The following is a 12,619-nucleotide window of genomic DNA, read 5'->3' as shown; positions in this document are numbered from 1 at the left end:
ATTTCATTGAAGAACACAGAGAAACGCTATTTTACTTTGCGTCCTTTTCCCACGTCTCTTTTAAATACCGCTCCCTTCCAGATCCATATTTATACTTGTTGTACTGTGTCGGGTTTTTCTCATAATATTTCTGATGATAATCTTCCGCCTTGTAAAATGCCGAAGCAGGCACAATTTCCGTGACAATTGGCTTATTAAATTTTCCCGATTTCTCCAACTCTTTTTTTGACGACTCGGCAAGATTTTTCTGTTCCTCCGTATGATAAAAGATTGCCGTTCGGTATTGAGACCCTACGTCAGCAAATTGCCTGTTCATTGCAGTAGGATCAATATTTCTCCAAAATACTTGCAAAAGAGACGCGTAAGAAATGAGCGAGGGGTCATACCGGATCTCTATCGCTTCTGCATGGCCCGTCCTGCCGGAAGATACCTCCTCATAGGCAGGATTCTCAACATTGCCGCCGGTATATCCTACAGCAGTGGAAATCACGCCCTCTAATTGGTCGAAGGGATGCTGCATACACCAAAAACAACCCCCGGCAAAGGTAGCCCTTTCATATTTTTCATGAGTTGTATCACTATCGCTATTTTTACTTTCACCACACAATGCGCCATTTATTCCTAAAACAATTAATATAAATAACGGAATCAAATAATTATTCATACTCGCGCCCCTCCTTACATGTTGTAATTTTGAAGATATTTGTTAATACACGTTTACTGCTTTTACCGAAAACGAAGCGTAATCTCATAGTATCAAATATTTGTCAGAATGAAAGAGAACATTCTTCAGGGAAAAAACCTCCAACTATTCTTATTCTGCGACAAATACAGGTGAAAAAAGTTTGCATTTTTACAATAGGTTCTATAGTATTTACAAAACTTCATTTTATCAATTATGTACTCCATAAAACATTTATCTTGTTTGGAAATTTGTTTTCAACCGTGCAGCATGAAATTACTGCCAACAAGTGCAACAGTCACGCAACATTTTCAAATTCAAATGAGTCAATCACGGCGGGTTCTTGCCGTCTGAATCCATGAATTTATTTGGTCGCCAGCAGGGGGCTCATACTTTAATTATTTAATACTTTCGCTTATCAATAAGGAGATGAAATGTCAGACCAGAAGGCTACGAACATAAAATGGCATCATGGCAAGATTACAAAGGCGCACAGAATAGAGATGATGAAACAAAAGGGAGTCACTATCTGGCTCACGGGTCTTTCTGGGTCTGGGAAATCTACCATTGCCGTAGAGCTTGAACACGCTCTTGTTGAAAATAAACATCAGGCATATATCCTCGATGGCGACAATATACGCCACGGCCTTAATAAGAACCTTGGGTTTTCTCCCGAAGACCGCGCAGAAAATATTCGGCGTATTGGAGAGGTCGCCAAACTTTTTACTGACGCAAATATAATAACAATAACCGCCTTTATCTCTCCTTATAAAGAAGACAGAGATAATGCGAGGAAATTGCAGAACGAAGGGGAATTTATAGAAATTTATGTAAAATGTCCGATTAACGTGTGCGAACAACGCGATGTAAAAGGTCTCTATAAAAAAGCCAGGGCTGGAGAAATAAAAGAATTTACGGGTATATCTGCGCCTTATGAGGAACCCTCCAACCCCGAGCTGACCATTGATACATCGCTAATGCCGGTAGAAGAATCAACCATGGCTATTTTAAAATACCTCGAAGAAAACGGGTATGTACGTTTCTGAAAAAAAGGATGTAGTTTTCTTTCTACGTAAAATCATAACTTTATGCGGATTCTGCTCCTTCACTTAAGAGCACATTAATTTCAAGGGAGGCTGAATGGAAATGCAACCACCTCTTCATAATCCATTCTTAGTATTATGGATTTCTGGGTAAATAAAAGAACAATTGTCACTGGCGGCGCCGGATTTCTCGGCTCCTTTGTTATTGAAAAACTAAAAGAGCGCGGCTGCAAAGAGATATTCGTACCAAGGAGTAAAGACTACGATCTTGTTGAAAATGAATCCTGTAAAAGGCTTTACAAGGATGCCAGGCCAGATATTGTCATTCATCTTGCAGCAAGGGTCGGCGGCATAGGCGCTAACCAGGCGAGTCCGGGGAAATTCTTTTACGACAACCTGATGATGGGCGTACAAATGATGGAGGCTGGAAGACAGGCAGGGATAGAAAAATTTGTATCCATTGGTACGATTTGCGCTTATCCAAAATTTGCCCCTGTACCATTTAAAGAAGAGAATTTATGGGATGGTTATCCGGAGGAAACAAATGCACCTTATGGATTGGCGAAGAAAATGCTTTTGGTTCAGGCGCAGGCATACAGACAACAATATGAATTTAATGCGATTTATCTTCTACCGGTAAACCTTTACGGACCTGGAGATAATTTCGATCTTGAATCTTCTCATGTAATCCCGGCTCTTATAAGAAAATGTGTGGAAGCAAAATATTTTACGGTGGGGGTGGAGGCCGGGCACTTTGAACCCTCACGTTCTCAATCTCAATCGTCTATTACCGTTTGGGGCACAGGTACTCCCACCCGGGAATTTCTTTACGTGGAAGATGCCGCGGAAGGGATTGTCCTTGCCACTGAAAAATATAACAAACCAGACCCGGTTAATCTTGGGGCAGGGTTTGAGATTTCAATAAAAGATCTGGTAGGATTGATTACTAAACTAACAGACTTCAAAGGAGGGGTTGTCTGGGATACTTCAAAACCCGATGGTCAACCAAGGCGAAGGTTAGATACGGCCAAAGCTGAAAAAGAATTCGGATTTAAAGCGAGGATGCTGTTTGAAGAAGGTTTGCAAAAGACAATTGACTGGTATATCAAAAATAGACGACCTCGCAGTTTTTAGAGTATAGTATCGGTACGGAAGTAGGGTCAAATATCCAAATAAATAAATGTTTTCATGCCCTTTTGTGTGCCCTCGGCTAATGAATGTTTACTCTGACGGAGCTATTCAATGAGGTATTTTATTTAGCGAACCGTATTTCATATTTACTTATAAAAGCAGATGGTAATCCGACAATCATCGATTCAAAAGATTCTGTGCTTTCGTTCGGAATATCAGGGATAGAAAACTCCTCTTCTTTTAAAAAAACGCCCCGGTCATCGTAAATGCTTAATTTAAATTTTGCAAAGCGGTAATTTTTGCCGGATTTGTTTGTGATTTCCCCTGTTAATAACACGTTTTCACCAAAAGGACTAAAACGTACATTTCTGGCAAAAAATCCGTTCCCAAGATCCTCATATCCCACCATAACAGGTGCGGCAACAAAATCCTCACGATGCACTTCAGCATCCATCTTTTTTTTCGGCGCTTCACCGGATGGCGCTGCTACACCAGCAGCACCCGTAAGCTGTTTTTCCAGCACATTAACGCGCTTCTCAAGTGATTCTATCCGGGATACCAGATTTGAAATGACAATTTCTAGCAACTGCACCTTATTTGATACATCCTGAGCAAATAAAGTATTGCTACTGATAATGATGAACATTATAAATGATATAAAAATAGAAAATCTCTTCATTTGTGTTTCCTCTCAAAAAAATCACTAATCATTTTCCTCACATCTTTCTATTCACGAATCGTTCTTCTATATGTGATTCAATAGCACTGCCCTCTATTGCATACCACTCCCCATGTGCGAGAAGGTAAAACCCCGAAAATCCCGTTGTTGTGAAATTGCAGGTTTTTTTTACGAAAAATTATCATATCATAATTAAAATAATTAATGCAAGTGTGTTTCTATTAAGTAATTACATAAAATCAAATAAAGCGTTATAACTTGACATTAGGCAATGCAATTGCTACTATTCACTCATATTTATGCGTTTTACCTGAATGTTTCCGTAATAGGGGAAATTGTTGCCAGAAAATTAAAGTGATACGGAAAATTTTATTCCATTTGCGCCTTAAGGCTATGGATGTTTCATTATTGCGGAATGCAGACTTCTATTTAAAAACGGTATCTGCGTTTTATATTCACAAAAGAGTTACGTTTTAGAAAAAATTACGAGTACCGCATATTGCGCTGATTTCACAAAGAAAAATCTCAATAATTTGTGTAATCCGTAAAATCTGTGGTTTCACACACTTTTTATAGGTACGAGGCTTTGCCCCGATAGATTTATATGCGACAAATTTTAACCATTCGATACGGCGTATTAAAAAATACCGGAGATTTTTTTGCGCCAATGAACTCAATAAAAAGGGGTGACGAGGTGATCATCCGCTCTCACAGAGGAATAGAATTTGGCACTGTTATTGCTAAAGTACGTGAAATAGAAGATGATGCATCCGTCGAATATCTTGGGGAAGTACTGCGAAAAGCAACACCGGAGGATAAAGAAAAGCAGAAAAAAATAGACCAGGAAACCATCCCAAGTGAATCGAAATTTTGCCAAATGAAGATGAAAGAACATAAACTCCTCATGAAACTTGCATACGTAGAGCACTTATTTGGGAGTAAAAAAATCATTTTTTATTTTCTTGCCAATGGACGCGTTGATTTCAGAGAACTGGTAAAGGATCTTGCAAAAGAATATCAGGCGCGAATAGAGTTGAAACAAATTGGCGTACGCGATGAAGCAAGGCTTTTGGCGGATTACGAACACTGCGGGCAGGAACTATGCTGCCGGTCTTTCCTGAAAAACTTAGAACCGGTTACGATGAAAATGGCAAAAAACCAAAAAGCCACCCTGGACCCCTCTAAAATATCAGGGAGATGTGGCCGGCTGATGTGTTGTCTGCGCTACGAGGACCGCGTTTATGAAGAGTTAAAACAGGGACTTCCTAAAAAAGGAACTTCCGTGAAAACCGCAAAAGGCATTGGAGAAATAATCAACCACGATATTTTGCAGCAACAGGTTACTGTGGAATTGGAAAACGGAAGCCGGTTTACAGTTTCCACCAAAGAGATAACCAGGGTGGTACAAAATAAACCTGCACCACCCGCCCAGAAGGGGAAAAGCGATTGTCTTCAATCCTGCAAAGAGGATTGTGGTCATGAGTAGGCAGTCTTTTTATCTTACCACACCTATCTATTACGTAAATGATATACCTCATATCGGACATTCTTACACTACCATAGCCGCAGATGTTTTAGCCCGGTACAGAAGGTTGCAGCAATATGACGTATTCTTTTTGACCGGTTCAGATGAACATGGGCAGAAAATTCAAAAGGCCGCCGAAGCCTGCAACAAAGCACCTAATGATTTTGTCGATATGGTTGTAGGCAAGTTCAAAGATCTGTGGAAAAATCTCAATATTTCCAACGACGACTTCATACGCACCACCGACGAACGGCATGTTAAACGTGTCAAAAAGATATTTCAGAAGTTATTCGAAAACGACGATATTTACCTTGGAGAATACGAAGGAAGATACTGCGTTCCCTGTGAAAGCTTTTGGACAGAAACGCAACTCGACGAAGGAAGGTGTCCGGAATGCAAACGCAATGTAGAAAAAGTAAAAGAAAAAAATTATTTCTTTCGGTTATCAAAATATCAAAAACCGCTTATTGAACACTATGATAAGCATCCGGAATTTATTCAACCTGAATCAAGAAGAAATGAAATACTCCAAAGAATAACCTCTCATATTGAAGATATCAGCATAAGCAGATCTGCAGTAACCTGGGGAATTCAAGTGCCCATGGATACTATGCACACAATATATGTTTGGATAGACGCGCTTTTAAACTACATAACGGCTCTGGGCTATGATGATGATATGGAGCTATTCCAGAAATACTGGCCGGCAAATGTACATATCATAGGAAAAGAAATCTTGTGGTTTCATGGGGCAATCTGGCCGGCAATCCTTATGTCATTAAACATAGAATTACCCTTTAAAATCTTTACCCACGGCTGGTGGACCATTGAAGGGCAAAAGATTTCCAAATCATTGGGAAACGCAATAGACCCATTAAACATTATCCAAATCTATGGTACGGATGCTTACCGGTATTTCATCCTCAGAGAAGTTCCTTTCGGATCCGACGGCAATTTTTCCTACACCGCTTTAATAAACAGGATTAATTCTGACCTTGGCAATGACCTGGGTAACCTGCTACAACGTACACTCACCATGATTGAAAAATATTTCGATGCAGTAATACCTGAATATTCAGAGAAAGACGATGTATTAAAGGAAATCTCTCAGAATACCCGCAGTAAAATAAACAAGGAATTGGACAATCTTCAATTTAGCAAAGCGTTGGAAGCAATCTGGGAGTTTGTGGGAAGCGCAAATAAATGTATTGAAGAAAAAAAACCATGGGTGCTTGCAAAAACGAGCGCCTACAGACCTCAACTGAAAAATATAATCAGTTCGCTGGCAAAGGCAATCAAAGATATTTCAATATTTATTTACCCTTTTATGCCAAACACCTGTATTGAAATACAAAAACAACTTGGTATTCTGGAAAACAATGAATCCCCTTGCCTGGAATATCAGCAGGTCATAAAAAGCGGCGTTATCGTAAAAAAGGGGAAGCCATTGTTCCCCAGGATTGAAAAAGAAACTGAAAATCCTGGGAGAAATATAGCGATGAATAATAAAGTTTAATAACAAGGAGCAGCAAAATGCACTTTCAGAAAAAAACCATTTCTTATTTCTTAATACTCATTTCCTTTTTTTGTTTATCGTGTAGTTCTGTACCCATCACCGGCAGAAAACAAGTGAGCTTTATTCCCGAATCAACAATGCTTAACATGAGTTTCCAACAATATCAGGAATTTATTAAAACCAACGAGTTGAGCAAAAACCAGGAAGAATCCAACATGGTGGAAAAGGTTGGGAAAAGGATACAAGGCGCTGTAGAGCAATACTTTGCACAAAACAACATGTCTCATGAGTTAAAGGATTATGCATGGGAATTTAATCTTGTGGAAAGTAACGATGTGAATGCCTGGGCAATGCCAGGCGGAAAAGTAGTGGTATATACGGGAATATTGCCGGTAACAAAAGATGAAAACGGCCTCGCGGTGGTTATGGGACATGAGGTGGCGCATGCAGTTGCAAAACATGGTAATGAACGAATGAGTCAGGAATTAATGGCACAAATGGGAGAAACAGCGCTTTCTGTTGCTTTAAGCGGCAAATCGGATATGACAAAACAAGTTGTTTCCGCCGCATATGGGTATGGCAGTCAATACGGCGTAATGCTTCCTTATAGTCGCCTTCATGAAAGCGAGGCAGACCATCTTGGGCTGATTTTTATGGCTATGGCGGGATACGACCCTCATCATGCGGTAGACTTCTGGCAGAGAATGGCAGATACGAAGAATGGCGAAACAGTTCCTGAATTTATGAGCACCCATCCTTCTGACGATACCAGAATAAGGAAGATAAGAGAAAAAATACCCGAGGCGATGCAGTATTATAAAAAACCTATGGAGCAATAGAGGGGGTTACGGTCAAACCGGAAAGGATTCTGACGAAGCAATCTAAGTGCACAAAACAAAAAATATCCATTGATAATTTACGGGAAAATATTATACTGGATTAAATAATGCCAGAGTGGTGGAATTGGCAGACACGCCAGACTCAAAATCTGGTCATCTTCACCGGTGGTGTGGGTTCGAGTCCCACCTCTGGCATTTATTTAAAATGCATATCCCTGCTCAAATGTCCTTCAAAACCTTACCCCCGTTTTTTTCAACGCATCATTTAAAGAAGGTATTTTTCGGGAAACTATCCAGATCCTTACATACCGTTCCTTATCTTTGCTGGAGACTGAGCGAAGTGAGGAATCTTAGGATTTCTCGCCTTGGCAGAAAGGACAATTACAGGCACATTAAATTCTTCTATGTGCCTTACATCATGTAATGTCCTCTTCTACCTGAATATTATAGGCATCGAGAATCGTTCCTTTTGCTGCTTCGAGACTACCACGAGATATTTCATAATCAGTGAGCGCCTTTGTTTCATTCCCTTCTGCGGTAGCTAAATCCTCCTGGGCACGGAGAATTTCCAGACTGGTTGATCGTCCCACGCTATATTTCTTTTCTTCGACTTCCAGTCTTTTTTGTGCTAATTCCCTCGCCTTTCTGGTGGCCATAACCCTTTCAATGTTCGTCATTACTTCACGAACAGACCCTCTCACCTCTACAACAATATCCAGTTCTTTCTTTTTCACATTCAGGGCAGACTGTTCTTTACCAAGTTTTGCTTTTTTGTAGTCATTTCTGGCTGCCCTGTTACCGATAGGAATTTCAAGGGTCAGTGTGATAAATTCTCCCTGAAAATCCTCTGAAAATGTAGAGTCATGTGCACCATCAGGGGTACCCCCAAGCCCTGAATAACGAACTCCACCGGTAAGATCTAATTGGGGAAACAGTTCATTTTTTTTCCTTCTTACTTCCATGCCTGCATTTTCGACCTCTATTTGCAATTCCTTTAATTCAGGACGCTTCTCCATTGCAATTTTAATAGTCTCTTTCAGCGGAACTTCTTTCGGCTCGAATGTTGGTTTGTCAACGGGAACAATTTCCACATCAGAAATAATTTCACTGTCTGCTAGATTCATAATCCTTTTCAATTCATCTTCTTTGTCTCTGATTGTATTTTCAGCGGAAATTATTGCTTCAACCCGTGACGCCACCCCCGATTCTGCTTCAATAATTTCGATGGGTGCAAGGGTTCCTGATTCTACCTCTATTTTATTCTTCCGCAGTAAATCTTCCGCTCGTTCCAGGGATTTTTTTGCTACTTTCAAGTCCTCAATTGCCTTTACGAAATTCCAATAGGCCTCTTGAACAGCATTAGAAACCTCAATAGCAGTGCTTTTAAATTGTGCAATTGATATCTTTTTATTATTTCTGGCAATATAAATGGGGCTCCTGTTATAAAACCAGCCGGCTCCTTTTAACAAAGGCTGCGTAATCTTTGCTTCTATGTAATTTTCATACGTTGGAGTAAGCAACGTAAACGCCTGCGGATCTACAAATTCCCGAAATAAATTGTATTCTAAAGAAAGAGTCGCGCCTGTAGGTATCAGGGATCGTAAGACAGCATTCCCCGTCTTTCCTTCAGAAACAAAAGGAGTTATCTCGGTAGTGGTTTCTCCACTTACCAGTACGCTGTTGATGGGTATTTTTCTATTATCAATGCCTCCTGTTATCTCTAAGGTAGGATCAAATACTGACTTTTCTATTGCAATGTCGTGGCCTCTTGCCTTCGTATCTAACCGTGATATCTCAATATCAAAATTATTTTTTAATGCATATACAATGCTGTCTTTCAGGCCGATATTCATAAACTTCAGATTTGAATGCATTTCAACTGATGAAGACAATACCGCCTGAGGCAATTTCTCGTCCACGTTTTTTGCCTCTCCGAAGACCATCCTTCCGTTGCAAAAAAAAAGGGCTGACACGATGAGCAAACGATAAAGTGCCGTAAATAGGCATGGCTTTTCTGTAAATCTTTTCTCTGTCCCACGCACGACTGCTGCTATTTTGTCAAATATATTTCTTCTTCGCATAATATCCCCATTAACTATTAAAACTTTCCCTTAACATTGTCATTTACATCAAATGAATTTCCCGGGAAGCAATGCCCCGGAATTGATATTTGTATCTGTGAAAACTGCGCCATAGTACCTTTTTAAAAATTAATATTCAATGTTCAATGTAAAAGAATAGAGGCAAATGAGCAACAATTTGAGAATTGAGAATTGAGAATTGAATATTGAACATTTGACCCAGTTTGTGGAACTTGGGAAAGAGCATTCTGCTTTTTCGAAAAACTAAAATGTTGTATCTATTCAGCGTATTTTCACCCACTGTCGCTACGAGCTAGCAAAATCAGGCAATTCACCACGGAATAGCATCTGTAATGCCCGGCTCAAATTTACCCCTTGTTTTCGACAGGTCGAGAGATAACTACGAATGCGGCAGAAAATTTTCGCTCCCTCCAAAGAACGAAAACAGCCAGATATCTTCTGCTGAACCTTCGTCATCCTGATATCGTTTTCTGCCAAATTGTTCGTAAAGGGGACATTTTTATTGTCCATAAACCTCAGCACATCACCCTCATACTTCCTCAATCGTTCCAGAAGATTCCGTTTCAAATCCGGACCATACTGCACCGCCTTTGTTACCCCTTCCGGAAATGACGCTACAATCCGATTCCCTTTCGCATCTTCAACTACCTCTGCACGATACTCCGTTACTACACGCGAAATCTTTATATCAAACACCTGGCGTGCTTCGTAACCTACCACCTTGTATTTGCTGCGCGGATACTTCCTCCGGTCTACTTTTATTACTTCCACCTCATCAGGATTGTCTACCTTTTTGAGCGTTACTCCATCACGGCCATTTTGCCCGCCTGCCTTCCTTTCACCCTTCGCCTTGCTTTCTCTCTTGCGATTCGGATCACTTGAGGGCGGCTTGCTGCTGTTGCGGCTGTTCCGGTTCAGACGTCCTGCCAGCAGTGTTATCGATAATACCAACAACTCTATCATTGACCTCACCGCCGGTGACAGCCCTTTCTCTTCAGAAAGTAGCTTCTCTACTTTCCGGAGTGTTGCGTCTACGTCTATATTCTCTATCGTCAATGGATGATACCTGTATAATTAGCCTGAAATTATCTACTGCATCTATTATACCACAGGTTTTTTCACCCTTTTCTTTCGCTCTATAACACACCACAAAGGCTCGAAATTCTATCACTGAACAGACCCCACGCCTCTCTTTGTAAAGACTTCCTATGGACTGCGGTGACCGCATCTGCAACCCTATATATCGCTAACCATCCTTGCTACCTGCTTTTCTCATATTATCTGTCAAGTAAATTCTAAATTATTTTCGCTGAATAGATACCATAAAAGCGATAAATAAACGGCACGATCAGCTTTGCGTATTCTCCGTCTTTTCCATTCTTATGGCAAACATGAGAATGGCGGGGATGATGAAGATAGTAAAAATTGTCGAAAATGCCAGCCCGCCAAGCATTACACTACCCAATCCTCTGTATAATTCAGAACCTGGGCCTGGCGCGATGACAAGGGGAAGCATGCCGAATATACTGGTAAATGCACTCATAAATATCGGCCTTAACCTTGTCCTCGTTGACTCAATTACGGCGTCATGATAGTTCATCCCCTGAAAACGAACATTATTCAGCGCCTGATATACAATGAGAATAGCGTTATTAACAACAACACCGATAAGAATTACAAAGCCTAGCATGGTCAAAATGTCAAAAGGCTGTAAGGCAATACATGCATTGACCAATCTAAGCCCGATAAAACCCCCTGCTGCGGCAAGAGGAATGGTAAACATGATAATTAAGGGGTAGATAAAGTTCCCGAATAAGGCGGACATTAATAAATACGTAATAACAATTGCAAGGGCAAAATTCCATTGCAGCGCTTTTCTTGTTGTGGTAAGTTTATCCGCCGCACCGGACAATCTTATGGTTACCCCCTGAAGCATGTCCTGTTCTTTTAGTGTTTGCAACACCGTCCCGTCAATGATCTCCATTGCTTCCTGCAGAGGAATCGTTTCGGGAGGGGTCACCTGGAGTGTTATTGTACGGTCCCTTTCCAGGTGCCGGATTTGAGTAATGCCGGTTGTTCGCTGAAGCTGAGAGAGGGAATATACCGGCACTACAGATCTATTGGGAAGAGAAATGAGCGCGTTATATAATATTTCTGGTGTATGAATAGTTTCATCAGACGCCTTAACGATAAGGTCAATCTTTTTTTGCCCTTCTTGTTTATAATATCCGATCTTCCTTCCATCCATCAGTATGTCCAGGGCAATGCCAAGTTCATTAGTATTCATCCCCGCAGCCATGAGGCGGTCTCTTGATGGCACTATTTTTAACTCGGGAAAAAGGATTTCGAGTGAGGGTATCGGCCTGATCTGGGCGTCAGGAAGTTCTTTCTTTATCATTCCGAACATGGTTCCTGACACTTGTACAATTTGATGAATATCGCTGCCGCTGATATCCACTTCGATGGTACGCCCTTCCCCAATACCTGTTTCAAAAATGCCAGCCTGCATGCTTACACCGTACATCCCGGGAATGGATTGGATTGTTTGCATAAACAAAGGCACTAGTTCTCCGGCGCGTTCTTCATGCATGCATTTTGCGCCAAAAATCATACTTCTGTCCGCCCCGATATAAAACACATCACTTATTCCGGGGAATCCGTTATGATCTTTCTGCATGTAAGGACCAAGCTGATTGGCTATGTGCCTGCCAATGTCCATTCTTTCTTTGTAAGAGAGGCCGGGAGGAGGTACGAGTATGCTCATAACAAGATTCCTGTTTCCCTGTGGAAGATACTCCATCTTTGGCAATAAGAGTATTGATGCAATAACTGAAAACGCGGTAAGGGTTAAAATAGTTGCTATTCTGGTTTTCCCCTCCTTAATTGCGAATGACACTAACGCCATGATTATTTTCTGAAAAAACGCACCTGCTTTCAGAAGCACACCCGGCCCGGCGAATGATTTTGTTTTTACTTTTAACCTTCGAAACAGTTGTTCCGAAAACATGGGGATCACAAAAACAGAAACGAAGAAACTTAATCCTACGGCGCAGGTTACCGCAATTGCAATATCTCTGAAGAGCTGGCCTGCTTCTTCCTGCA

10 protein-coding genes and 1 tRNA gene are annotated in these 12,619 nt (G+C 40.9%); 6 read left to right on the top strand and 5 right to left on the bottom strand.

All coding sequences use genetic code 11. The annotated features are described in order from the left end of the window. Positions 1–31 precede the first annotated feature (31 nt). Positions 32–664 carry a peptide-methionine (S)-S-oxide reductase MsrA gene (gene msrA / locus ABJL82_RS06680; protein WP_347273955.1) on the bottom strand — a complete coding sequence of 211 codons (633 nt, stop codon included), beginning with the start codon at positions 662–664 and terminating at the stop codon, positions 32–34. Between the two features lie 452 nt (positions 665–1,116). On the opposite strand from msrA, the gene cysC reads away from it, so the two are divergent. Beyond that, entirely contained in the window at positions 1,117–1,728 is a 612-nt protein-coding gene (cysC, locus tag ABJL82_RS06675; RefSeq protein WP_347273954.1) for an adenylyl-sulfate kinase, read from the top strand. 135 nt (positions 1,729–1,863) lie between these two features. Next, on the top strand, positions 1,864–2,859 hold the full coding sequence (locus tag ABJL82_RS06670) for a GDP-L-fucose synthase (protein ID WP_347273953.1): 996 nt from the start codon (positions 1,864–1,866) through the stop codon (positions 2,857–2,859). A 118-nt stretch (positions 2,860–2,977) separates the two neighbouring features. Here the strand turns inward: ABJL82_RS06670 and ABJL82_RS06665 are convergent, their stop codons facing one another. Then, on the bottom strand, positions 2,978–3,535 hold the full coding sequence (locus ABJL82_RS06665) for an FxLYD domain-containing protein (protein WP_347273952.1): 558 nt from the start codon (positions 3,533–3,535) through the stop codon (positions 2,978–2,980). A gap of 667 nt (positions 3,536–4,202) precedes the next feature. Between ABJL82_RS06665 and ricT the strand changes: the two genes are divergently transcribed. From ricT to ABJL82_RS06645, 4 genes are all read left to right on the top strand, one after another. Further along, positions 4,203–5,021, top strand: coding sequence for a regulatory iron-sulfur-containing complex subunit RicT (ricT, locus tag ABJL82_RS06660; protein WP_347273951.1), 819 nt, complete (start codon positions 4,203–4,205; stop codon positions 5,019–5,021). Then, positions 5,014–6,576: a methionine--tRNA ligase gene (gene metG, locus ABJL82_RS06655; RefSeq protein ID WP_347273950.1), complete on the top strand. Its 1,563-nt coding sequence runs from the start codon at positions 5,014–5,016 to the stop codon at positions 6,574–6,576. Before ricT ends, metG begins: the two co-directional genes overlap by 8 nt. A 17-nt stretch (positions 6,577–6,593) precedes the next feature. Further along, positions 6,594–7,415, top strand: coding sequence for a M48 family metallopeptidase (locus ABJL82_RS06650; protein WP_347273949.1), 822 nt, complete (start codon positions 6,594–6,596; stop codon positions 7,413–7,415). A gap of 109 nt (positions 7,416–7,524) precedes the next feature. Then, positions 7,525–7,610, top strand: a tRNA-Leu gene (locus ABJL82_RS06645). A 221-nt stretch (positions 7,611–7,831) separates the two neighbouring features. Here ABJL82_RS06645 and ABJL82_RS06640 read toward each other — a convergent pair. The 3 genes from ABJL82_RS06640 to ABJL82_RS06630 form a co-directional block, all read right to left on the bottom strand. Further along, positions 7,832–9,496 carry a TolC family protein gene (locus tag ABJL82_RS06640; protein ID WP_347273948.1) on the bottom strand — a complete coding sequence of 555 codons (1,665 nt, stop codon included), beginning with the start codon at positions 9,494–9,496 and terminating at the stop codon, positions 7,832–7,834. Positions 9,497–9,802: 306 nt separating this feature from the next. Continuing rightward, positions 9,803–10,573, bottom strand: a complete 771-nt coding sequence (locus ABJL82_RS06635; protein ID WP_347273947.1) for a transposase — start codon at positions 10,571–10,573, stop codon at positions 9,803–9,805. 292 nt (positions 10,574–10,865) lie between these two features. After that, the coding region (locus tag ABJL82_RS06630; protein ID WP_347273946.1) for an efflux RND transporter permease subunit at positions 10,866–12,619 on the bottom strand (1,754 nt) is incomplete at its 5' end.

Source organism: Candidatus Kuenenia sp., assembly GCF_039794105.1.
In the GTDB taxonomy this organism is placed as follows: Bacteria; Planctomycetota; Brocadiia; order Brocadiales; family Brocadiaceae; genus Kuenenia.
Note: the sequence above shows the minus strand (reverse complement) of the source record. Positions and strands in the feature narration are given on the sequence as shown.

Bases quoted from the DNA above. Each gene is read 5' to 3' on its own strand.
- ABJL82_RS06640 (WP_347273948.1), bottom strand. From the start codon at position 9,496: ATGCGAAGAAGAAATATATTTGACAAAATAGCAGCAGTCGTGCGTGGG.
- msrA (WP_347273955.1), bottom strand. From the start codon at position 664: ATGAATAATTATTTGATTCCGTTATTTATATTAATTGTTTTAGGAATA.
- ricT (WP_347273951.1), top strand. From the start codon at position 4,203: ATGAACTCAATAAAAAGGGGTGACGAGGTGATCATCCGCTCTCACAGA.
- ABJL82_RS06650 (WP_347273949.1), top strand. From the start codon at position 6,594: ATGCACTTTCAGAAAAAAACCATTTCTTATTTCTTAATACTCATTTCC.
- ABJL82_RS06670 (WP_347273953.1), top strand. From the start codon at position 1,864: ATGGATTTCTGGGTAAATAAAAGAACAATTGTCACTGGCGGCGCCGGA.
- metG (WP_347273950.1), top strand. From the start codon at position 5,014: ATGAGTAGGCAGTCTTTTTATCTTACCACACCTATCTATTACGTAAAT.
- ABJL82_RS06665 (WP_347273952.1), bottom strand. From the start codon at position 3,535: ATGAAGAGATTTTCTATTTTTATATCATTTATAATGTTCATCATTATC.
- cysC (WP_347273954.1), top strand. From the start codon at position 1,117: ATGTCAGACCAGAAGGCTACGAACATAAAATGGCATCATGGCAAGATT.